Origin of the sequence: Pseudescherichia vulneris (genome assembly GCF_902164725.1) — a bacterium.
GTDB classification, from domain to species: domain Bacteria; phylum Pseudomonadota; class Gammaproteobacteria; order Enterobacterales; family Enterobacteriaceae; genus Pseudescherichia; species Pseudescherichia vulneris.
The window spans coordinates 1,711,116-1,734,014 of sequence record NZ_LR607338.1 but is presented as its reverse complement, the minus strand read 5'-3'; the positions used below and the strand labels follow the sequence as shown (position 1 = coordinate 1,734,014).

21 protein-coding genes are annotated in these 22,899 nt (G+C 57.8%); 15 read left to right on the top strand and 6 right to left on the bottom strand.

Annotated elements, in window-relative coordinates:
* Positions 1–109 precede the first annotated feature (109 nt).
* Positions 110–316 (bottom strand): DUF2517 family protein, encoded by a 207-nt coding sequence (locus FN633_RS07295; RefSeq protein ID WP_154057258.1) that lies wholly within the window; start codon positions 314–316, stop codon positions 110–112.
* 334 nt (positions 317–650) lie between these two features.
* On the opposite strand from FN633_RS07295, the gene kdpF reads away from it, so the two are divergent.
* From kdpF to speF, 7 genes are all read left to right on the top strand, one after another.
* Positions 651–740, top strand: coding sequence for a K(+)-transporting ATPase subunit F (gene kdpF, locus FN633_RS07290; protein ID WP_042392117.1), 90 nt, complete (start codon positions 651–653; stop codon positions 738–740).
* Positions 740–2,419 (top strand): potassium-transporting ATPase subunit KdpA, encoded by a 1,680-nt coding sequence (gene kdpA, locus FN633_RS07285; RefSeq protein WP_154057257.1) that lies wholly within the window; start codon positions 740–742, stop codon positions 2,417–2,419. The genes kdpF and kdpA overlap by 1 nt, the downstream gene beginning before the upstream one ends.
* Before the next feature lie 17 nt (positions 2,420–2,436).
* Entirely contained in the window at positions 2,437–4,485 is a 2,049-nt protein-coding gene (gene kdpB / locus FN633_RS07280; RefSeq protein ID WP_154057256.1) for a potassium-transporting ATPase subunit KdpB, read from the top strand.
* Positions 4,486–4,497: 12 nt separating this feature from the next.
* Complete coding sequence (kdpC, locus tag FN633_RS07275; RefSeq protein ID WP_154057255.1) at positions 4,498–5,079, top strand: potassium-transporting ATPase subunit KdpC; 582 nt, start codon at positions 4,498–4,500, stop codon at positions 5,077–5,079.
* On the top strand, positions 5,076–7,763 hold the full coding sequence (gene kdpD, locus FN633_RS07270) for a two-component system sensor histidine kinase KdpD (RefSeq protein ID WP_154057254.1): 2,688 nt from the start codon (positions 5,076–5,078) through the stop codon (positions 7,761–7,763). The genes kdpC and kdpD overlap by 4 nt, the downstream gene beginning before the upstream one ends.
* A complete protein-coding gene (gene kdpE / locus FN633_RS07265; RefSeq protein ID WP_154057253.1) occupies positions 7,760–8,437 on the top strand; it encodes a two-component system response regulator KdpE in 678 nt (225 codons plus the stop codon). Before kdpD ends, kdpE begins: the two co-directional genes overlap by 4 nt.
* A gap of 254 nt (positions 8,438–8,691) precedes the next feature.
* Positions 8,692–10,851, top strand: a complete 2,160-nt coding sequence (gene speF, locus FN633_RS07260) for an ornithine decarboxylase SpeF (RefSeq protein ID WP_154057252.1) — start codon at positions 8,692–8,694, stop codon at positions 10,849–10,851.
* Positions 10,852–10,908: 57 nt separating this feature from the next.
* Here the strand turns inward: speF and pgm are convergent, their stop codons facing one another.
* Both pgm and seqA read right to left on the bottom strand, forming a co-directional pair.
* The gene (pgm, locus tag FN633_RS07255; protein WP_154057251.1) at positions 10,909–12,549 is read right to left on the bottom strand and encodes a phosphoglucomutase (alpha-D-glucose-1,6-bisphosphate-dependent); all 1,641 of its coding nucleotides are present in this window, start codon (positions 12,547–12,549) and stop codon (positions 10,909–10,911) included.
* A gap of 24 nt (positions 12,550–12,573) precedes the next feature.
* Positions 12,574–13,119, bottom strand: coding sequence for a replication initiation negative regulator SeqA (seqA, locus tag FN633_RS07250; RefSeq protein ID WP_154057250.1), 546 nt, complete (start codon positions 13,117–13,119; stop codon positions 12,574–12,576).
* A gap of 170 nt (positions 13,120–13,289) precedes the next feature.
* Here seqA and ybfF point away from each other — a divergent pair, with 170 nt between their 5' ends.
* The 4 genes from ybfF (at position 13,290) to fur (ending at position 15,916) form a co-directional block, all read left to right on the top strand.
* Entirely contained in the window at positions 13,290–14,063 is a 774-nt protein-coding gene (ybfF, locus tag FN633_RS07245; RefSeq protein ID WP_154057249.1) for an esterase, read from the top strand.
* A gap of 130 nt (positions 14,064–14,193) precedes the next feature.
* The gene (ybfE, locus tag FN633_RS07240; protein ID WP_042392097.1) at positions 14,194–14,487 is read left to right on the top strand and encodes a LexA regulated protein; all 294 of its coding nucleotides are present in this window, start codon (positions 14,194–14,196) and stop codon (positions 14,485–14,487) included.
* 149 nt (positions 14,488–14,636) lie between these two features.
* Positions 14,637–15,167 (top strand): flavodoxin FldA, encoded by a 531-nt coding sequence (gene fldA / locus FN633_RS07235; RefSeq protein WP_042392096.1) that lies wholly within the window; start codon positions 14,637–14,639, stop codon positions 15,165–15,167.
* A 290-nt stretch (positions 15,168–15,457) separates the two neighbouring features.
* Positions 15,458–15,916 carry a ferric iron uptake transcriptional regulator gene (gene fur / locus FN633_RS07225; RefSeq protein WP_042392094.1) on the top strand — a complete coding sequence of 153 codons (459 nt, stop codon included), beginning with the start codon at positions 15,458–15,460 and terminating at the stop codon, positions 15,914–15,916.
* 65 nt (positions 15,917–15,981) lie between these two features.
* Here fur and FN633_RS07220 read toward each other — a convergent pair whose 3' ends face one another.
* From FN633_RS07220 to FN633_RS07210, 3 genes are read right to left on the bottom strand one after another with little or no spacing between them, the layout of a single operon-like run.
* Positions 15,982–16,764 carry an SDR family oxidoreductase gene (locus FN633_RS07220; RefSeq protein ID WP_425049146.1) on the bottom strand — a complete coding sequence of 261 codons (783 nt, stop codon included), beginning with the start codon at positions 16,762–16,764 and terminating at the stop codon, positions 15,982–15,984.
* 18 nt (positions 16,765–16,782) lie between these two features.
* Positions 16,783–17,580 (bottom strand): SDR family oxidoreductase, encoded by a 798-nt coding sequence (locus FN633_RS07215; protein ID WP_042392090.1) that lies wholly within the window; start codon positions 17,578–17,580, stop codon positions 16,783–16,785.
* A 21-nt stretch (positions 17,581–17,601) separates the two neighbouring features.
* The gene (locus tag FN633_RS07210) at positions 17,602–19,107 is read right to left on the bottom strand and encodes an FGGY family carbohydrate kinase (RefSeq protein WP_154057247.1); all 1,506 of its coding nucleotides are present in this window, start codon (positions 19,105–19,107) and stop codon (positions 17,602–17,604) included.
* A 327-nt stretch (positions 19,108–19,434) separates the two neighbouring features.
* Here FN633_RS07210 and FN633_RS07205 point away from each other — a divergent pair, with 327 nt between their 5' ends.
* From FN633_RS07205 to FN633_RS07190, 4 genes are all read left to right on the top strand, one after another.
* On the top strand, positions 19,435–20,289 hold the full coding sequence (locus tag FN633_RS07205; RefSeq protein WP_154057246.1) for a transketolase: 855 nt from the start codon (positions 19,435–19,437) through the stop codon (positions 20,287–20,289).
* Positions 20,282–21,223, top strand: a complete 942-nt coding sequence (locus tag FN633_RS07200) for a transketolase family protein (RefSeq protein ID WP_154057245.1) — start codon at positions 20,282–20,284, stop codon at positions 21,221–21,223. Before FN633_RS07205 ends, FN633_RS07200 begins: the two co-directional genes overlap by 8 nt.
* A gap of 77 nt (positions 21,224–21,300) precedes the next feature.
* On the top strand, positions 21,301–22,236 hold the full coding sequence (locus tag FN633_RS07195; protein ID WP_154057244.1) for a D-ribose ABC transporter substrate-binding protein: 936 nt from the start codon (positions 21,301–21,303) through the stop codon (positions 22,234–22,236).
* A gap of 45 nt (positions 22,237–22,281) precedes the next feature.
* Positions 22,282–22,893, top strand: coding sequence for a DUF2291 family protein (locus FN633_RS07190; protein WP_042392080.1), 612 nt, complete (start codon positions 22,282–22,284; stop codon positions 22,891–22,893).
* Positions 22,894–22,899 lie beyond the last annotated feature (6 nt).

Genomic DNA, 22,899 nt, shown 5'->3' with positions numbered 1-22,899 from the left:
CGCTACGCTTATCAGGCCTACAGCCCTTAAGGTTTTTCACATTCCACGCATAAAAAAACCGCCCCGAAGGGCGGTTTGCTTAGCTGCTGTGTGGGCTTTGCCCTTTTATTTAATAGAAATCGCAGGCTACTTTTTCGGCCTGATCCATCCATACCGGCTTATCGCTGGTTTTCGCCCAGACGCGGTGCAGATAGCTGTAGAAACGAGCGCGATCTTTCCAGAACAGCATAAACGGCAGCGCCGCTACGCCTACCACCACGGCAAAAACGCGCCGGGCTAAGATCACATGCACTGGATAATCATGATATAGAGACATACGTTTTTCCCCCTTTTTACCCCGCTATCCTTCACGAGGCTGGCGTGCCGGTAATGTTCACCGAAATAATCAACTTACTTTACTGGTTAAAATAGTACCGCTTTGGCTGTAATTTTACTACTCATCCGACCACTATTTTTTCACTGTTGCCGAAATATTTACCCTTGTCGCGTAGGAAAGTTACAGAATAGTTAAATTAATACTAAACATTAGTTAAATTGTGCCTTTCTGATTTTTATACTTTTTTTACACCCGCCTCGCCAATTTTTGCAAAATCTTTGCGCCGAAAATCCTACCTTCACTGCACATCCTAAGAACACCACGGAGGTGGAGTGTGAGTGCAGGCGTGATAACCGGTGTGGTACTGGTTTTCCTGTTGTTGGGCTATCTGGTTTATGCCCTGATTAACGCGGAGGCCTTCTAATGGCGGCACAGGCGTTTTTACTGATTGCCAGCTTTTTACTGGTGCTGTTTCTGCTGGCGCGTCCGCTGGGGACGCTGCTGGCGAGGCTGATTGCGGACAGATCGTTGCCCGGCACCGCGGCGATTGAGCGTGGCATCTGGCGCATCACCGGCATCCAGCCGAAGGAGATGACGTGGCGTCACTATTTACTGGCGATCCTCGCCATCAACCTGCTCGGCGTGCTGGTTCTGTTTTTGATCCTGACGTTTCAGGCGCAGCTGCCGTTTAACCCACAGCAGCTGCCTGGACTGTCGTGGCATCTGGCACTGAATACCGCCGTAAGCTTTGTGGCGAACACCAACTGGCAATCCTATAGCGGCGAGAGCACGCTGAGCTACTTCAGCCAGATGGTCGGCCTGACGGTGCAGAACTTTCTCTCTGCTGCCAGCGGGATGGCGGTGATCTTCGCCCTGATCCGCGCCTTTTCCCGCAAAAGCGTTAACACGCTGGGTAATGCCTGGATAGATATCACCCGTATCACCCTGTGGATCCTGCTGCCCCTCTCCTTGCTGCTGGCGCTGATTTTTATCCAGCAGGGTGCGCTGCAAAACCTCAATGCGTATCAGCCCTACACCTCGCTGGAGGGCGTCAAGGGTCTGCTGCCAATGGGGCCGGTCGCCTCGCAGGAGGCGATCAAGATGCTAGGGACCAACGGCGGGGGCTTCTTTAACGCCAACTCCGCACATCCGTTTGAGAACCCGACGGCGCTGACCAACTTCCTCCAGATGCTGGCCATTTTCCTGATCCCCACGGCGCTGTGCTTCGCCTTCGGTGATGCGGTAGGCGACCGTCGGCAGGGCCACGCCATCCTCTGGGCGATGTCGATTATTTTTGTCATTTGCGCCGGGCTGGTGATGTGGGCCGAGCTGAACGGCAACCCGCATCTGCTGACGCTGGGGGCGGACGGCACCGCCAATATGGAGGGGAAAGAGAGCCGCTTTGGCATCCTCGCCAGCAGCCTCTTTGCGGTAGTGACCACCGCGGCCTCCTGCGGCGCGGTCAATGCGATGCACGACTCCTTTACCGCGCTGGGGGGCATGGTGCCGCTGTGGCTGATGCAGATTGGCGAGGTAGTCTTCGGCGGGGTCGGTTCGGGCCTCTACGGCATGCTGCTCTTTGTGCTTTTGGCGGTATTTATCGCCGGGCTGATGATCGGCCGCACGCCGGAGTATCTGGGGAAAAAGATCGACGTGCGGGAGATGAAGATGACCGCGCTGGCGATCCTCGTTACCCCTGCGCTGGTGCTGCTCGGTACGGCGCTGGCAATGATGACCGACGTCGGACGCGCGGGCATGCTAAACCCTGGGGCGCATGGCTTTAGCGAGGTGCTCTACGCCGTCTCGTCCGCAGCCAACAACAACGGTAGCGCCTTTGCCGGTCTCAGCGCCAATACCCCGTTCTGGAACTGTCTGCTGGCGTTCTGCATGTTTGTCGGCCGCTTTGGCGTGATCGTCCCGGTCATGGCCATCGCCGGCTCGCTGGTGATGAAAAAGAGCCAGCCCGTCAGCCCCGGTACGCTGCCTACCCACGGCGCGCTGTTTGTTGGCCTGCTGATCGGCACCGTGCTGCTCGTTGGCGCGCTGACCTTTATCCCCGCGCTGGCCTTAGGTCCAATCGCGGAACACCTTTCCTTACGCTAAGCCTGGCGGGAGCCTTTATGAGTCGTAAGCAACTTGCCCTGTTTGAACCCGCACTGGTTCGCGAGGCACTAATAGCCTCTTTTGTAAAACTCAACCCACGGGTGCAGTGGCGTAACCCAGTGATGTTTATCGTCTGGATCGGCAGCCTGCTCACTACCCTGCTGGCGATTGCCATGGCCACAGGTTATCTCAGCGGCAGCGCGGCCTTTACCGGCGCGATTAGCCTCTGGCTGTGGTTTACCGTGCTGTTTGCCAACGTCGCCGAAGCGCTGGCCGAGGGGCGGAGTAAAGCCCAGGCCAGCAGCCTGAAAGGCGTCAATAAAACCGCCTTCGCCCGCAAACTGCGCTCCCCGCAGTATGGTGCAGCAACCGATCGCATCCCTGCAGCCGACCTGCGCCGGGGCGACGTGGTGCTGGTGGAAGCAGGCGATATCATCCCCTGCGACGGCGAGGCCATTGAGGGCGGCGCGTCGGTGGATGAGAGTGCCATTACCGGCGAGTCTGCCCCGGTGATCCGTGAATCCGGGGGTGATTTTGCCTCGGTTACCGGTGGGACGCGCATCCTTTCTGACTGGCTGGTGATCCGCTGCAGCGTCAACCCCGGCGAGACCTTCCTCGACCGGATGATTGCCATGGTCGAAGGCGCGCAGCGGCGAAAAACGCCCAACGAGATCGCGCTGACCATTCTGCTGGTAGCCCTGACGATTGTCTTCCTGCTGGCCACCGCTACCCTCTGGCCCTTCTCCGCCTGGGGTGGAACAGCGGTGAGCGTCACCGTGCTGGTCGCCCTGCTGGTGTGTCTGATCCCGACCACTATCGGGGGCCTGCTCTCTGCCATCGGCGTCGCCGGGATGAGCCGGATGCTCGGGGCGAACGTCATCGCCACCAGCGGCCGGGCGGTAGAGGCGGCGGGGGATATCGACGTGCTGCTGCTGGATAAAACCGGCACCATCACCCTTGGCAACCGCCAGGCCGCCGAATTTTTACCGGCTAAAGGCGTGGACGAGCAAACCCTGGCCGATGCGGCCCAGCTGGCGTCGCTGGCGGATGAGACCCCAGAGGGGCGCAGCATCGTGGTGCTGGCGAAGCAGCGCTTTAATCTGCGCGAGCGCGACGTCCAGAGCCTGAACGCCACCTTTGTCCCCTTCACCGCCCAGACACGAATGAGCGGCATCAACATTCAGGATCGGCAGATCCGTAAGGGCTCGGTCGATGCTCTGCGCCGTCACATTGCCGCCAACGGCGGCGAGTTTCCTGCCGAGGTCGACGCCCTGGTTGAACAGGTGGCGAGCCGGGGCGCGACGCCGCTGGTGGTCGCCGAGGGCAACCGGGTGCTGGGGGTGATCCCTCTGAAGGATGTGGTCAAAGGCGGGATCAAGGCGCGCTTTGCCCAGCTGCGCAAGATGGGCATTAAAACGGTGATGATCACCGGGGATAACCGCCTGACCGCCGCCGCCATTGCCGCCGAGGCAGGGGTGGATGACTTTCTGGCCGAGGCGACGCCGGAAGCCAAGCTGGCGCTGATCCGCCAGTACCAGGCCGAAGGTCGGCTGGTTGCAATGACCGGAGACGGCACCAACGATGCCCCAGCGCTGGCCCAGGCCGACGTGGCGGTGGCGATGAACTCCGGGACTCAGGCGGCCAAGGAGGCGGGCAACATGGTGGATCTCGACTCCAACCCCACCAAGCTGATCGAGGTGGTGCATATTGGCAAACAGATGCTGATGACCCGTGGCTCGCTGACGACCTTCAGCATCGCCAACGACGTGGCGAAGTACTTTGCCATCATTCCCGCTGCGTTTGCGGTGACCTATCCGCCGCTGAACGCCCTGAATATTATGCACCTCCATTCACCCAGCTCGGCGATCCTCAGCGCGGTGATTTTTAATGCGCTGATCATTATCGTCCTGATCCCGCTGGCCTTAAAAGGGGTGAGCTATACGCCGCTTTCAGCCCAGGCGATGCTGCGCCGTAATCTGTGGATCTACGGTCTCGGTGGGCTGATCGTGCCCTTTATCGGCATCAAAGCGATCGATCTGCTGTTAACGCTTTTCGGCCTGGTTTAAGAGGATCACACCATGACGTCACTTCGTTCCGCGTTTCTTCTCCTGCTGCTGTTAACGCTGATCACCGGCGGGCTCTATCCGCTGGTCACTACCCTGCTCGGCCAGGGGCTGTTTCCAGCGCAGGCCAACGGCTCGCTGATCCTGGAGGATAACCAGATCCGTGGGTCGCGCCTGATCGGCCAGGAGTTTAGCGCGCCGGGCTACTTCCATGGCCGCCCTTCCGCCACCGCCGACGCGCCCTATAATCCGCAGGCGTCGGGGGGCAGCAATCTGGCGGGCAGCAATCCGGCGCTGGATGAGGCGTTCACCGCCCGCATCGCGGCGTTGCGCGCCGCCAATCCGCAGGCTAACCCGCGCGTGCCGGTTGAGCTGGTTACCGCCTCCGCCAGCGGGCTGGATTACGGCCTGTCGCCGCAGGCCGCGGCCTGGCAGATCCCACGTATAGCGGCGGCGCGTAACCTGTCGACTGCGCAGGTTGCAGAGTTGGTCGCCAAACACACCCACAAACCGCTGCTGAGCTTTACCGGCGAGCCGGGAGTGAATATTGTGGAGCTAAACCTCGCCCTTGATGCGTATAAGGACACACCTAAATGACAGACGAGCCGTTGCGTCCCGATCCCGATCGCCTGCTTGAGCAGGCCAGCAGCACGCATCGCGGCAAGCTGAAGATCTTTTTCGGGGCCTGTGCGGGGGTGGGCAAAACCTTCGCCATGCTCGCCGAAGCGCAACGGCTGCGGGCGCAGGGGCTGGATATCGTGGCGGGCGTGGTTGAGACCCACGGCCGTCAGGAGACGGCGGCAATGCTGGAAAACCTGGCGATCCTGCCGCTCAACGCCATTAACCATCGGGGGCGGCGTCTGGCAGAGTTCGACCTCGACGGGGCGCTGGCCCGGCGTCCGGCGCTGATCCTGATGGACGAACTGGCCCACACCAACGCTCCCGGCTCCCGCCATCCGAAGCGCTGGCAGGATGTCGACGAGCTGCTGGAGGCGGGCATTGACGTCTTTACCACCCTCAACGTGCAGCATCTGGAGAGCCTGAACGATGTGGTGAGCGGCGTGACCGGGATCCAGGTGCGGGAGACCGTGCCGGATCCCTTTTTTGATGCCGCCAACGACGTGGTGCTGGTTGACCTGCCGCCGGACGATCTTCGTCAGCGCCTGCACGAGGGTAAGGTCTATATCGGCGGCCAGGCCGAGCGCGCTATCGAGCACTTCTTTCGCAAGGGCAACCTGATCGCCCTGCGCGAGCTGGCTCTGCGGCGCACCGCCGACCGCGTTGATTCCCAGATGCGTGCCTGGCGCGACAACGAGGGCCTGGAGAAGGTCTGGCATACCCGCGACGCCATTTTGCTCTGCATCGGTCACGGTCAGGGCAATGAGAAGCTAGTGCGTACCGCCGCGCGGCTGGCGGCGAAGCTGGGCAGCGTCTGGCATGCGGTCTACGTTGAGACGCCCACCCTGCACAAGCTGCCCGCCCAGCAGCGGCGGGCCATTTTAAGCGCCCTGCGGCTGGCGCAGTCGCTGGGGGCGGAGACCGCCACCCTTGCCGATCCCGCGGAGGAGCGGGCCGTGCTGCGCTACGCCCGGGAGCATAACCTGGGCAAAATCGTCATTGGCCGCCAGGGCCAGCGCCGCTGGTGGCATCCCCCCTCTTTCGCCGAGCGCCTTGCCCGCCACGCGCCCGATCTCGATCTGCTGGTCGTTGCCGTTGAAGAGAGCGCCTCTTCTTATTTGTCGCGCCCCGTCGACGCCCGTCCATTGATGGAGAAGTGGCGGGTACAGATCACCGGCGGACTGGTGGCGATTGCGCTCTGCGCCCTGATCACTTTTATTGCCAGCCAGTGGCTGATCGCTTTCGACGCCGCCAACCTGGTGATGCTCTACCTGCTCGGGGTAGTGATCGTGGCCCTGCTCTACGGGCGCTGGCCATCGGTGCTGGCGACCATCATTAATGTCATCAGCTTCGATCTCTTTTTTATTGCTCCGCGCGGCACGCTGGCGGTCTCCGACGTCCAATACCTGCTGACCTTTGGCGTGATGCTAACGGTAGGGCTGGTGATCGGCAACCTGACCGCAGGGGTTCGCTATCAGGCCCGCATCGCCCGCTACCGCGAGCAGCGGACCCGCCATCTGTATGAGATGTCAAAAGCGCTGGCGGTGGGTCGCAGCGAGCAGGATATCGCCCTCACCGGCGAAAAGTTTATCCAGTCAACCTTCCATGCCCGTAGCCAGATCCTGCTCCCGGACGAGAGCGGTAAGCTGCGGGCGGTAACGCCTGCGCAGAGCATGACCCCGTGGGATGAAGCCATCGCTCAGTGGAGCCTGAGTAAAGGCCTGCCCGCCGGTGCTGGCACCGATACCCTGCCCGGCGTGCCCTACCTTATTTTGCCCCTGAAAAACGGGGATAAAACCTGGGGGGTGGCGATCGTCGAGCCAGCCAGCCTGCGTCAGCTGATGATCCCCGAGCAGCAGCGCCTGCTGGAGACCTTCGCCCTGCTGGTGACCAGCGCGCTGGAGCGACTGGCATTAACCACCAGCGAACAGCACGCCAGGCTCACCAGCGAGCGGGAGAGCATTCGTCACTCGCTGCTGGCGGCGCTCTCTCACGATCTGCGTACTCCGCTCACCGTGCTGTTTGGTCAGGCGGAGATTTTGACCCTCGATCTAGCCAGCAACGGTTCAAAACATGCTCCGCAGGCCAGCGAGATCCGCCAGCAGGTATTGAGCATGACCCGGCTGGTGAATAACCTGCTTGATATGGCGCGCATCCAGTCCGGCGGTTTCAGCCTGAAGCTGGAGTGGCTAACGCTGGAGGAGATCGTCGGTAGCGCCCTGCAAGCGCTGGATGCAATCAGCGGCGGGCGGCCGGTACAGCTGGCCCTGCCCGACCCACTGATGCTGGTACGGGTCGACGGCCCGCTGTTTGAGCGCGTGCTGGTTAACCTGTTAGAGAACGCCATGAAATATGCCGGGCCTGCGGCGACGATCGGCATTAACGCCTGCCGGGAGGAGAACCAGCTCCGGCTGGAGGTGTGGGATAGCGGGCCGGGGATCCCGGCGGGGCAAGAGCAGGCCATTTTTGCTAAATTCGCCCGGGGTAACAAAGAGTCTGCTATTCCCGGCGTGGGGCTGGGGCTGGCTATCTGCGAAGCCATTGTTGAGGTTCACGGCGGCACGATCGCCGTTGTCAACCGACCCGAGGGGGGAGCGTGCTTTCGTGTTACACTCCCGCAAACCGCGCCGCCAGCGCTTGACGAGTTAACCGGAGAAGCGTGATTAACATTTTAATCGTAGAGGATGAGCAGGCTATCGTTCGCTTTGTGCGCGCCGCGCTGGAGGCTGATGGCCTGCGGGTACACGAGGCGCAGACCCTACAGCGCGGCCTGCTGGAAGCGGCAACGCGCAAACCCGATGCGATTATCCTCGATCTTGGCCTGCCCGACGGTGACGGCCTCGATTTTATTCGCGATCTCCGCCAGTGGAGCCAGACGCCGATCATCGTGCTCTCGGCCCGCGTCGAGGAGCAGGATAAAATCGCTGCCCTCGACGCCGGGGCGGATGACTATCTCAGCAAGCCGTTTGGCATTGGGGAGCTACAGGCGCGCCTGCGGGTGGCGCTTCGCCGCCACGGCAGCGCCAGTCAGAGCGATCCGCTGATAACCTTCTCTGATGTGCGCGTTGACCTGGTCGCCAGGCGCATTCAGCGTGGCGAGGAGGAGATCCATCTGACGCCCATTGAGTTTCGCCTGCTGGCGGTGCTGATAGGCCATCACGGTAAGGTGCTCACCCAGCGACAGCTGCTGCGCGAGGTGTGGGGTCCTAACGCGGTTGAACACAGCCACTATTTGCGTATTTATATGGGCCACCTGCGCCAAAAGCTGGAAAACGATCCGGCCCGCCCGCGACACTTTATTACCGAAACCGGAATTGGTTACCGCTTTATGCTGTAAATATTTATTTTCCTTTTACGCTGACATTTAATTCCACAGGTTAATTCCAACCTTTTAAATAACGGTGTAATAACTCAAAATTAAATTTAAATATCTCCTCTGCGCGCTATTTTTATTGATCAACCTCACGGTGAAAATTAAATCCGTCGATAGAATGGCCCCGACATCAGTTAGCTTCACGCTATATCCCAACCTGTAAAATCAATTCATTATAAGAGTTGAGGGATGGCTTTTACCTAAAATAAGGACGTACTATGCAACGCTTGAAAATAGCGGCCAGCCGGGCCTGTCACGACTCTATTTCTACCCGCCGTGATATTATCGATCTGCACGACAGCGACTTTATTGACGTCGCTGCTGCCGTACTCTCTATTAACGACATCCATAAAGGGATGGTGGAAAAAATTGAGGAGACCGGATTTAATATTCCTGTTTTTGTGATGACCCATGAGGCAGAATTTGTTCCGGCAACTTACCTGCCCGACATCTACGGCGTCTTTCAATACGGTAACGCCAACCGTGAATATTATAGCCGTCAGCTTGAGGCCGCCGCGCTGAAATATGAGCGCGGGCTGCGTCCGCCCTTTTTCAGCGCCCTCATGGACTATGTCAAGCAGGGCAACAGCGCCTTTGACTGCCCGGGCCACCAGGGCGGGCAATTTTTCCGCCGCCATCCTACCGGCAGCCAGTTTGTGGATTTCTTTGGCGAAGCGCTGTTCCGGGCCGATCTCTGCAATGCCGACGTGGCGATGGGCGATCTGCTGATCCACGAGGGTGCTCCCTGCCTGGCCCAGCAGCATGCGGCCAAGGTGTTTAACGCCGATAAGACCTACTTCGTTCTCAATGGCACCTCGTCGGCGAACAAGGTGGTGCTTAACGCCCTGCTGGCACCGGGCGATCTGGTGCTGTTCGATCGCAACAACCACAAGTCTAACCATCACGGCGCGCTGCTGCAGGCCGGGGCCACGCCGGTCTACCTGGAGACGGCGCGTAATCCCTACGGCTTTATCGGCGGCATTGATGCCCATTGCTTTGAAGAGCCCTACCTCCGCGAATTGGTGGCAGAGGTCTCCCCTGAACATACCCAGCGCCAGCGCCCGTTCCGTCTGGCGGTGATCCAGCTCGGCACCTATGACGGCACCATTTACAACGCCCGTCAGGTTGTGGACACCATTGGCCACCTCTGCGACTACATCCTGTTCGACTCTGCATGGGTGGGCTACGAGCAGTTTATTCCGATGATGGCCGACTGCTCGCCGCTGCTGCTGGATCTCAACGAGAACGATCCCGGCATTCTGGTTACCCAGTCGGTGCACAAGCAGCAGGCGGGCTTCTCCCAGACCTCGCAGATCCACAAAAAGGATAGCCACATCAAGGGGCAGCCGCGCTACGTTCCGCACAAGCGTTTGAACAATGCCTTTATGATGCACGCCTCCACCAGCCCCTTCTATCCGCTCTTTGCCGCGCTAGACGTTAACGCCCGGATGCACGAGGGTGAGAGCGGGAAACGGATGTGGATGCGCTGCGTTGAGCAGGGCATCGAGGCCCGTAAGATGATCCTCGATCAGTGCCGGTTTATCCGTCCTTTCGTGCCCACAACCGTAGACAATCGTCCGTGGGACTCTTACAAAACCGCCGAGATCGCCCGCGATCTGCGCTTCTTCCACTTCGTACCCGGTGAGAACTGGCACGCCTTCGAGGGCTATGCTCCGCACCAGTACTTTATCGATCCCTGCAAGCTGCTGCTGACCACGCCGGGCATCGATGCGGCGACCGGCGAATATGAGGAGTTTGGCGTCCCGGCGACCATTCTCGCCAACTATCTGCGTGAAAACGGCGTGGTGCCGGAGAAGTGCGATCTTAACTCCATCCTCTTCCTGCTTACGCCTGCGGAAGATATGGGCAAGCTGCAGCAGCTGGTGGCCCGGCTGGCGCAGTTTGAGACGCTGCTGGCCAGCGATGCGCCGCTACAGGAGGTGCTGCCGTCAATCTACCATCAGCACCCGGCGCGCTACGCCGGTTACACCCTGCGTCAGCTCTGCCAGGAGATGCACGATCTCTATGCGCGCAACAACGTTAAGCAGCTGCAGAAAGAGATGTTCCGTAAAGCCTGCTTACCGCCGGTGCGCATGTCGCCTCAGGAGGCCAACTACGCCTTTATCCGCGGCGAGAGCGAGCTGGTGCTGCTGAGCGAGGCCGAGGGACGCATTGCCGCCGAGGGCGCGCTTCCCTACCCGCCAGGCGTACTGTGCGTCGTGCCGGGGGAAGTTTGGGGCGGATCCGTACTGCGCTACTTTACCGCGCTTGAGGAGGGGATCAATCTGCTGCCAGGCTTCGCGCCGGAGCTACAGGGGGTCTACATTCAGGAGCATGAGGGACGTAAGGCGGTGTGGTGTAACGTGATCAAACAGTAAACATTACCCGGAAAGAATAACGCCCGGCAGCGCGTTGCCGCCGGGCGCTTAACAGCATCAGGCGTTTTTCAGCACTTCGCTGACAATCTCTACCGCTTCTTTCTCAATCAGCTTACGGTGCTCTTCACCGAGGAAGCTTTCGCAGTAAATCTTGTAGGCATCTTCCGTGCCGGACGGACGTGCGGCAAACCAGCCGTTGTCGGTCATTACCTTCAGCCCGCCAATAGAAGCACCGTTACCCGGTGCCGCCGTCAGACGCGCCGTGATCGGATCCCCTGCCAGCTGGCTGGCGCTGACCATCTCTGGCGACAGCTTCGACAGCGCCGCTTTTTGAGCGGAGGTCGCTCCGGCCTGCAAGCGGTTATAGCTCGGCGCGCCAAAGCGCTCGGCCAGCTCATCGTAGTGCTGCTGCGGGTTTTTGCCGGTAACGGCGGTGATTTCCGCAGCCAGCAGGCACATGATGATACCGTCTTTATCGGTGGACCACGGCGTGCCGTCAAAGCGCAGGAACGAAGCCCCGGCGCTCTCTTCGCCGCCGAAACCAAAGCTGCCGTCGTGCAGACCGTCAACAAACCACTTGAAGCCAACCGGCACTTCTACCAGCTTGCGGCCCAGATCGTTGACTACGCGGTCAATCATCGCCGAGGAGACCAGCGTCTTGCCTACCGCTACCTCTTTGCCCCACTGCGGACGGTGCTGGAACAGGTAGTTGATCGCTACCGCCAGGTAGTGGTTCGGGTTCATCAGCCCTGCCGGGGTGACGATGCCGTGACGGTCATAGTCGGGATCGTTGGCAAAAGCCAGATCGAACTTATCGCGCAGCGCCAACAGGCCAGCCATCGCACACTCAGAGGAGCAGTCCATACGGATCGCGCCATCTTTGTCGAGATGCATAAAGCGGAAGGTCTGATCGACCTGATCGTTAACGATGGTCAGATCCAGCTTGTAGAAGTCGGCAATGCGCTTCCAGTACTCGATACCGGAGCCGCCCAGCGGGTCGACGCCCAGCTTCAGACCGGCTTTTTGGATCGCGGCCATGTCGACGATCTCGGCCAGCCCTTCGATAAACGGCTGAACCAGATCTTTTTCGGTCACGCGGCCAGAGGCCATGGCTTCATCAAGAGAGATGCGCTTAACCCCTTCCAGACCGGCTGCCAGCAGAGCGTTGGCGCGATCTTCAACGACCTTGGTGACGTTGGTGTCGGCCGGGCCACCGTTAGGTGGGTTATATTTAATACCGCCATCTTCCGGCGGGTTGTGCGAAGGGGTAATGACGATGCCGTCAGCCTGTACGCCGCCCTGCTTGTTGTGCTCCAGGATAGCATTCGATACCGCAGGCGTTGGCGTATAGCCGTTGTTCTCCTGCACGATGATATCGACGCCGTTGGCAGCCAGCACTTCCAGCACGGAGATAAACGCCGGCTCGGAGAGCGCGTGGGTATCCTTACCGACATAGCACGGCCCGGTGATACCGTTTTTAGCGCGCTCTTCGGCAATCGCCTGTGCAATGGCCAGAATGTGCGGCTCGTTGAAGCTATGGCGTACCGAACTGCCGCGGTGCCCGGAGGTACCGAATTTTACCGCATGTTCGCTATTGCCCGTTTCTGGCTTCAGCACGTAGTACTGCGCGGTAAGCTGAGCGACGTTAATCAGATCGCTCTGTTGTGCAGGCTGTCCTGCGCGTTCATGATTTGCCATTGCCTGATCCTTCTTATGCAAGGGTTAGATTGTGCCGCAAACCTTGTCAATCAGCTCCACCGGGAACTGCATCGACTGCATGATATGCTCCACCATGCTACGTTTGCGGTCCGTATTCGTATTTGTGATCACCCAGTATGGCGTATTTGCCAGGTGCTTAGGTTTGGTCTGTGCCCCGTTTTGCAGCAGCGTCTGCTGATCGCCCGCAAAGTAGACGCGGGTACGGCCATGCAGGGACTCCGTCGCCTCGGCAAACGCTTTCTCATCCAATGAATAGAGTGTAGACAGCACCAGCATGAAGCGGTTAACCGCTTTTCTCTGTTCTGCATATTCATCAGACAGCAGCAGCTCGCGCATGGCACGGACTTTGTCTTTCACAGGATTAGCCGGCTTCACCTCGGCCGGGACGTTGACAATGGCGGCCTCTTTCGGGGCGGTGGCCGCTGGCCTGCTGCCGTTGGCGGTAAACTTCAGCATCCGGCGTAAAATCTCGGATGCGCTCTCGCCGATGTGTTTGGTGTGGCTGGCAATATAGCTGTAAAGCTCATCATCAACTTCGATCGTTTTCATTTTAATCCAGTGGAGTATCTTATCTGAATACAAGCTGTTGGGATTATAGGCGAAATCTCAACAACGGTTAACGTCAGGCAAAAGTCGGTTCGCGTCGACCCCTTGCAGCCGGGCGGTAGAATGGTCAACATAATACCCTAACCCGACAGAGCGAAAAAAAGAACTTTGCCATGAAATTGAATACCCGAGCGCAATCTGCACAACATCCGCACAACAATTCTCCCATTGTCCTTGTCCACGGTCTGTTTGGCAGCCTGGACAACCTCGGCGTGCTGGCACGCGATCTGGTAAACGATCACGATATCATTCAGGTCGATATGCGCAACCATGGTCTCTCTCCCCGCTCGCCGGAGATGAACTACCCGGCCATGGCGCAGGACCTGCTGGACACCCTTGATACGCAGGGCCTGGAGAAGGCGACGTTTATCGGCCACTCCATGGGCGGCAAAGCGGTCATGGCGCTTACCGCACTCGCCCCTGAACGGATTGACCAGCTGGTTGCCATTGATATTGCCCCGGTTGCCTATCAGGTACGCCGCCACGACGAGATTTTTGCCGCTATCAAGGCGGTGACGGCTGCCGGGGCCACCAGCCGCCAGCAGGCCGCTGCCCTGATGCGCCAGACGCTGCATGAAGAGGGCGTTATTCAGTTTCTTTTGAAATCCTTTATCGATGGCGAGTGGCGCTTCAACGTGCCGACGCTGTGGGAGTGCTACGAAGAGATTATTGGCTGGCAGACCGTGCCAGCCTGGGATCGCCCGGCGCTGTTTGTTCGCGGCGGCCAGTCGCCCTACGTCACCGAGGCCCATCGCGATGCGCTGCTCGCCCAGTTCCCGCAGGCGCGGGCGCACGTGATTGCCGGGGCTGGCCACTGGGTGCACGCTGAAAAGCCTGAGGCGGTGCTGCGGGCGATCCGCCGCTACCTGGCCAACGATGCGGGCTGATTAAAAACCCGGCGACCGGACGCGGCGAGGCTTACGGTCGTTGGCGTCCCTGCTCTGCTGATGTATGATGGCGCGCTAATCGCGCAGGGATACCCTGGCAGCCTGTTTTCCCTCGACGTCACCCAAAATCATGGCAAAAGAACAAACGGACCGTACGACACTAGATCTGTTCGCGAACGAGCGTCGCCCGGGACGACCGAAAACGAATCCGCTTTCGCGTGACGAGCAGCTACGCATCAACAAGCGCAACCAGCTTAAACGCGATAAAGTTCGTGGACTTAAGCGCGTCGAGCTGAAGATGAACGCCGACGCCGTAGAGGCGCTCAACGCGCTGGCCGATGCCCGGCAGATGAGCCGTAGCGAGCTGATCGAAGAGCTGTTGCTCACCCAGCTCAAGGCCCTGCACCGCCAGGGCGACGTCTGAAAATCACTTCAAATCACACTTTCATGTAGCACAGAGTGCAGTCTGGGCGATTACGAATTTCGCGTACGCCGCTGTTCTGCTATTATTGCCCTTATCCGTGGGCCGTGCTCCACCACCATATCATTAAGTTTCAAGAGGTTATTTTACTCATGGCAATTACAGGCATTTTTTTCGGTAGCGACACCGGTAACACCGAAAATATCGCGAAGATGATCCAAAAGCAGCTTGGTCCAGACGTTGCTGACGTGCATGACATTGCCAAGAGCAGCAAAGAAGATCTGGAAGGCTATGATATCCTGCTGCTGGGCATTCCAACCTGGTACTATGGTGAAGCGCAGTGCGACTGGGACGACTTCTTCCCGACGCTGGAAGAGGTAGACTTCAACGGTAAGCTGGTAGCGCTGTTCGGCTGTGGCGACCAGGAAGACTACGCAGAGTACTTCTGTGATGCCCTCGGCACCATTCGTGATATCATTGAGCCTAACGGCGCGACCATCGTCGGCCACTGGCCAACCGCCGGTTACCACTTCGAAGCGTCTAAAGGCCTGGCCGATGACGATCACTTCGTGGGCCTGGCCATTGACGAAGATCGCCAGCCGGAACTGACCGCCGAACGCGTTGAGAAGTGGGTGAAGCAGATCTCTGAAGAGCTGCACCTGGATGAGATCGTTAACGCCTGATTATAGACGGCGCAGCCTAAGTGCTGCGCTGCTATTGATAGATAAAAGCAATAGAAATAATTGCTACAAATTTTTAACTTTCGCGTACATACCTGTACAATATCCCCTGGTCAAACGGGTTGCGCAACGATTGTTTGTTGGCGAGACCACGTTTTATACGCATACTTTACTTGAGGACTTGTAGTTTTCATTAAGAAGTGGCAATTCTATAATGAGACGCATTAACTCAAGGTCATTCTCATTAACTTCCGCCTCGGAAGTGAATCGATTAGCAACAGGACAGACTCCGCATGACTGACAATAACACCGCATTAAAGAAGGCCGGCTTGAAAGTCACGCTTCCTCGTTTAAAAATTCTGGAAGTGCTTCAGGGACCGGATAACCATCATGTCAGTGCGGAAGACTTATACAAGCGACTGATCGACATGGGCGAGGAAATTGGTCTGGCTACCGTGTATCGTGTGCTTAACCAGTTTGATGATGCCGGGATTGTCACCCGTCATAACTTTGAAGGCGGCAAATCCGTTTTCGAACTGACCCAGCAGCATCACCACGATCATCTGATCTGCCTCGACTGTGGCAAAGTGATCGAGTTCAGCGATGATTCTATCGAAGCTCGCCAGCGTGAAATCGCCACTAAGCACGGCATCCGCCTGACGAACCACAGCCTCTATCTCTACGGTCATTGCGCTGAAGGCGACTGCCGTGAAAATGAACACGCGCATGAGACCACGCCGCGTAAGCTGTAATTGAAATGGTAACGAAAAAGGGTCACTTAAGAGTGACCCTTTTTTTATCTATTGCCTGCTCTTTGCTACCAGCAAACAAACCCGCCATCGACCAGTAGATCCACGCCGGTGCAGAACGACGAGGCATCCGCGGCAAGGAAAATTGCCGGGCCCGCCATCTCTTCAATCTTTGCCATACGCTGCATAGGCGTCTGGCTCTCAAACGATTTTGTCTGGTGCACCATCTCTGGACGGGTGTTCATCGGCGTCGCCGTGTAGCCTGGGCTAATCGTGTTAACGCGGATATTTTTCTCCGCCCACTCCATCGCCAGGCTTTTGCTTAAGTGGATCACCCCCGCCTTGGAGCAGTTGTAATGAGCCTGCTCCAGCCCGCGGTTTACAATCACGCCGGACATGGAGGCGATATTGATGATCGAGCCGCCGCCGCTCTCCAGCATCAGCTCCGCCTCGGCTTTACAGCTGTTCCAGATGCCGGTCAGGTTGATATCGATAACCCGCTGCCACTGATCGTGCTCCATCTCCAGCGCCGGATTAGCGTTGGCAATCCCGGCGGCGTTGAGCGCCACATCAAGACGACCGAACTGTCTCTTCACCTCGGCGATGGCAGCGCGCAGATGGGTAATATCGCGTACATCGCCGGTATAGGCAAAGGCGCTGCCGCCCATCTCCTGAATCGTGCTTACGGTTTCCAACAGGCCGCCATCCTCGCGCAGATCGAAGCAGGCCACCTTTGCCCCCGCACTGGCAAAGCCGTAAGCAATCATTTGACCAATACCGCTGCCTGCCCCGGTGACAAACGCGACGCGATCGCTTAAATCAAACAGTCTTTGGGAAAAGTGTTTATCCATGATTTCACTCCAAATGTGTTACGACATGATCAAGCCGCCATCAACGTTGATGGTTTGCCCCGTAATGTAGGCCGCATCTTCGGATGCCAGAAACGCCACCAGCCCGGCAACGTCGGCAGGTTTGCCCGCCCGCTTGAGGGGGATCCCCTGCACCCATTCGTCCATAAGCTCGCCTTTTTTATACTGCTTCTCTGGCGTGCTCAGGATCTCGCCCCAGACGCGGTCGTTGTAATCCCACATATTGGTTTCGATGATCCCAGGGCAGAATGCGTTGACCGTAATGTTGTGCTGGGCCAGCTCAAGCGCGAGGCTTTGAGTAATGCCGATCACGCCCATTTTGCTGGCCGCGTAGTGCGGGGTGTAGATAAAGCCAACGCGGCCCTGGCCGGAGGAGGTGTTGATCAAACGTCCGCCCTGCTGTTTGACCATATACTTCGCGGCCTCGCGGCAGCATAGCCATACGCCGGTGGTGTTCACGCTGAGTACGTTATCAAACTCCTGCCGCGTCATTTTATCGAAGCGATCGATGGTGATAATGCCGGCGTTTTGGATAGAGACATCGATACTGCCAAAGGTGCGATGCGCGAGGCTGTAGAGCTCAGTAACCTGCTCTTCGTTGGTGACGTCGGCGACGAAGGAGATAATATTTTCATGGTACTCCTCTCTCAGTCGCTCGGCGGTCTCTATGACCTCTGCTGAGTAATCCGACAGCACCAGATTCGCGCCCGCATCGGCAAACTTTCTGGCGATGCCCTCGCCAATACCTTTTGCAGCCCCGGTAATGACGACCGTTTTATTTTCGAATACATAGCCCATACTTCTCTCCTCACCCGCTATTCAAAATTTGTGTAGGGTTCTTTCGACGGCTTGTTGCCACTCCCGCCAGCGTTTTTGTAAACGGCCATGACGCTCCATGTTGGGACGAAATTCACTGTGCGGGTAAAGGTACTGTTTCAGCTCATCGAGTGAGAGTTGCCCCACGGCCTTGCGCGCTAAGAGTGCCGCACCGATTGCAGAGAGTTCAGGCACGTCGCTGCGCATAACCGGGCAACCCAGCAGGTCTGACTGATACTGCATCAGCCAGTCATTTTTGGTTGGCCCACCATCGACCATCAACGCGGTCAGTGAAAAATCGTTGTGCTGCCGCATCGCCGTGACCACATCGGCGATCTGGTAGGTAATGGCCTCCAGCGCAGCCCGGATCAGGTGCGCGCGTTTTACGCCTCGGCTCAGGCCGCAGATCACCCCGCGGGCATTTTCATCCCACCAGGGCGCGCCTAACCCCGTCAGCGCCGGAACAAAATAGACGCCAAGCGTTGACTCCACCGAGGCGGGGAGGGAATTCAGCTCTGCTGCCAGCTCGGCTTCAGGGAGTTCGCTCAGGCCCGTGCTGTCAGCCATCCACGCGACACCATCTCCGGTATGGGGAATGTTCCCCTCCAGGCCGTAGATCAGCTGCTCGCCATCATGCCAGGCCAGCGTGGTTGCCAGAGAGTGGATGTTGCACTGCGCCGAGGTAACCGGGGCCATAACCGATGACCCCGTGCCGTAGGTGGCCTTGACGCAGCCCGCCTCCCCCAGCGCATGGCCGAACAGCGCGGCGTGCGAGTCACCGACCATGGACATGATGGGAATGCCGTCTGGAATGCCCACCACGTTTTTGGTGTAGCCAAAAAGGCCGCTGGAGGGTTTGATTTCCGGCAGCGCGGCAGCCGGGATCTGGAAAATATCCAGCATCTCTGGGCTCCAGCGTCCGCTTTGCAGATCGAGGAGCTGAGTACGAGCGGCGTTTGAGTAATCGCAGTAGAAGCTTGCGCCAGCGGTCAGGTTCCAGAGCAGCCAGCTGTCGATAGTTCCAAGGCAAATATCACCGTTGGCCGCCAGCGCCTGCCCGTTTGGCGTCGACTCGATGAGCCAGCGCATCTTGGAGCCGGAGAAGAGCGGCGCGACCGGCAGACCGGTGACGGCTTTAATTGCCTGCTCTTTATTATCACGACGCAGCGCATCGCAAAAATCCGCCGTGCGCGAGCATTGCCAGCTGATTGCTGCATGCAGCGGTGTGCCGTTGCTGCGGTACCAGCCTATCGCCGTCTCGCGCTGGTTGCTGATGGCTAGCGCCACCACGTTTTCAGCGCCTACCGCCTCAATCGCTTGCGCGATAACCTTCACCGAGGCCTCTACCAGCACCGTGCCTGACTGTTCGACCCACCCCTCGCGAGGCGTCTGAATAGATAGCGGCTGGTTGAATTTAACGATCACCTTACCCGCAGCGTCCAGGGCCACGGCCTTGGCATTGGTCGTACCCTCGTCGAGAGCAATAATAATATTTTTGTGCGAAGACATAGGTTTCTCCGGAAGCAAGACCTTCCATGAATATATATTCAACACTGATTATTTATTTTGTAAACGATAGCGAGGATTGCTTTGCGCATCTACAGGCAAACGTCACAAATGCGTAGGTCATCACAAATCACTCATTCACTCTGGACAACTCAACAGCAGAGACGCTAGTATGATTGAATATAAAGTCATGCGTGAATATATATTCTGAAGACCTCAGAAAGCCTATTCACTCAGGGTCAGGGAAACTTGGATCAACAGCCAGGCGTCCATTTTTTTGAACCAACCTGAATATATATTCAGTGTCGCATATTAATTCGGAGGAGTTCGATGAATCCGTTCTTACTTTCTGTACCCGAACTTGAAAACAAAGCTCGCGCGGTGCGCCGCCACATTATCTCCCTGAATGCCAACAGTCCCGCTGGCGGCCATACCGGGGCCGATCTCTCTCAGGTGGAGCTGTTAACGGCGCTCTATTTTCGTGTACTCGATTGCGCAGCTAACCGCCAGGATGATGAGGAGCGTGATATCTACATCCAGTCCAAAGGCCACGCCGTAGGCTGCTACTACTGCGTTCTCGCCGAGGCGGGCTATTTTCCGGTGGAGTGGCTCGCAACCTACCAGCATGCCAACTCCCATCTGCCAGGGCATCCGGTTAAGCAGAAGACGCCGGGGATTGAGCTGAATACCGGTGCGCTGGGGCATGGTTTCCCGGTGGCCGTCGGTCTGGCACTGGCTGCTAAGCGCAGCAACAGCAAACGCCGTATTTTCCTGATCACCGGCGATGGTGAACTGGCGGAAGGCAGCAACTGGGAAGCTGCCATGGTGGCGGCCCATTACAAGCTGGATAACCTGGTCATTATCAATGACAAAAATGGCCTGCAGCTGGCGGGAGCCACCAAAGACATTATGTGCACCGATCCGCTGGACGAAAAATGGCGTGCCTTTGGCATGGAGGTGACCGAGTGCAAAGGCAATGATATGGCGTCCGTGGTCAATGCGCTGGAGAACCTGCCCCAGACGGGAAAACCGAACGTCATTATCGCCCACACCACCAAGGGCGCAGGCGTCTCCTTTATCGCCGGCAAGCCGGAATGGCACCACCGCGTTCCGAAGGGTGACGAAATCGGGCTGGCAATGAGCGAACTGAACGATCTGATCGAAGAGGGCATGAAAAGTGAGTAATTCAGAACATCTTGCAAACGTGATGGTTGAAGCTTTCATTGATGCGGTTGAGAGAGGCGTCGATCTGGTTCCCGTTGTGGCCGACTCGACCTCAACCGCCAAGATCTCGCCCTTCGTAAAACAGTATCCGGATCGGATCGTCAACGTCGGGATCGCCGAGCAGACCCTGGTGGGTGCCGCCGCCGGGCTGGCGCTGGGCGGAAAAATCGCCGTAACCTGTAACGCCGCGCCGTTTCTGGTTTCGCGTGCCAACGAGCAGGTTAAAGTGGATATCTGCTACAACAACACCAACGTGAAGCTGTTTGGCCTCAACGCCGGGGCCAGCTATGGGCCGCTGGCCAGTACCCACCACGCCATTGATGATATCTCGGTGATGCGCGGCTTCGGTAATATCCAGATCTTTGCCCCCTCCTCCCCGCTGGAGTGCCGCCAGATTATTGAGTACGCCCTTGAGCATGTCGGCCCGGTCTATATCCGCATGGACGGTAAAGCGTTACCCGAGCTGCACGATGAAAATTACACCTTTGTAGCCGGTGCGATAGATATGCTGCGCGAAGGCAATGACATCGCGCTGGTCGCCATGGGCTCTACCGTTCACGAAGCCGTCGATGCCGCCGAACAGCTGGCGGAACAGGGTATTTCCGCAAGGGTCATCAACGTTCCCTCCATTCGCCCCTTAGATCGCGACGCGCTGTTTGCCGCGTTACAAAGCGTCAAACATATCATCAGCGTTGAAGAGCACAACGTGAATGGCGGCGTGGGCAGCATTGTCGCGGAGGTTCTGGCAGAGAACGGCCATGGCGCGGTGCTTAAACGTTTGGGTATTCCTGACGGTGATTATGCGATTGCCGCCGATCGCAAAGATATGCGGGCATATCATGGTCTTGATGTAGCCGGGATCGTTAATCAGACCCTGGCGCTTATTAATAGATAGCTGTAACAACAGTACGACATTAACGACAACCCTACACCTGTCGAATCGCCATACATTACATTTTGAGAGAACATCTTATGAAAACTAAATTCCTGTTTTTAAGTGTGGCAGCAGCCTGTGCATTTTCGGCAAATGCGTTTGCCGCTGAAAAAGGCACGATCATGATTATGGTCAACTCGCTGGATAATCCTTACTACGCGGCGGAGGCGAAAGGGGCCGATCAGAAAGCGAAAGAGCTGGGCTACACCACCAGCGTGCTGTCCCACGGCGAAGATGTTAAAAAGCAGAGCGAGCTAATCGACGCCGCTATCGGTAAAAAAGTTCAGGGCATTATTCTGGATAACGCCGACTCAACCGCCAGCGTGGCGGCCATTCAAAAAGCCAAAGACGCAGGCATTCCGGTGGTGTTAATCAACCGTGAAATCCCGGTTGATAACATCGCCCTCGAACAGATCACCCATAATAACTTCCAGGCCGGCTCTGACGTGGCTAACGTCTTTGTCGAAAAAATGGAAGAGGCAGGCAAATATGCCGAGCTGACCTGTAACCTGGCCGACAACAACTGCGTTACGCGCTCGAAATCCTTCCACCAGGTGCTGGATCAATATCCGGATATGCAGAGCGTTGCGCGACAGGATGCGAAAGGCACCCTGATTGACGGCAAGCGCATTATGGACAGCATTCTGCAGGCGCACCCGGACGTGAAAGGCGTTATCTGCGGCAACGGCCCCGTGGCGCTGGGCGCGATTGCCGCGCTGAAATCCGCTGGCCGTGACGATGTCATTGTCGTCGGCATCGACGGCAGCAACGACGAGCGCGAAGCCGTTAAAGCGGGCACCCTGAAAGCCACGGTGATGCTGCAGGCCCAGGCCATTGCCGCCCAGGGCGTGACCGATCTGGATAATTTCATCCAAAAAGGCACCAAGCCTGAGAAACAGCGCGTGATGTTCCGCGGCATTTTGATCACCCCTGACAACGCCTCCGGAGTGCAAGACTTCAATTTCAAATCCTGATGACACGTTGCAGCGCCCGCTTCGGCGGGCGCAAAGGAGGACATAATGCACAGAAAACTTGCGCTGGTGGCGATCGTTTTAGCGCTTGGCGGTTGCCGCATCGTATCGCAGAAAGAGTTGGCCGATCTTAAAAATCCCCCCAATCCACAAATGGCCAATATTCAGCAAACCTGGCAGCAAAAAATTGTGCCGCAGTATGTGCGTGAGGCGAAACCTGTCGCTGAATTACTGAAAACCTTGCAGGGCGAAAAGAGCTTTGATGAGGCCTGTAGCAAAGACGGCTACCGCAGCCAGAGCGAAAACCCCTGTGTCTTTAGCGTGCGTATCACTGGGGAAGTGATCAAGGTGAATACCAAATCCCGCAGCGGGAAGATGACGGTGCGCGATGAGCAAGGCGGCGACATCGTGGTGCAGATGGGCCCTATCATTCGCGGCACTAGCCTGCGGGACGGGTATAAAGGCGCGAGCTACCAGGACTTCAACGATCAGGTGCTGTATGGCGACTATGGCAAAGCAATTAATCAGCAAGCGTCGGAGATGATCATCAACTTCAAGCCTGTCGTCGGGGATAAGGTCACTGTTTCCGGGGTATTTGCCGCCTGGGATATTCCACAAACCATCCCGGATGTTACCGCAGCACACATCGTACGGCAGTGAGGAGAG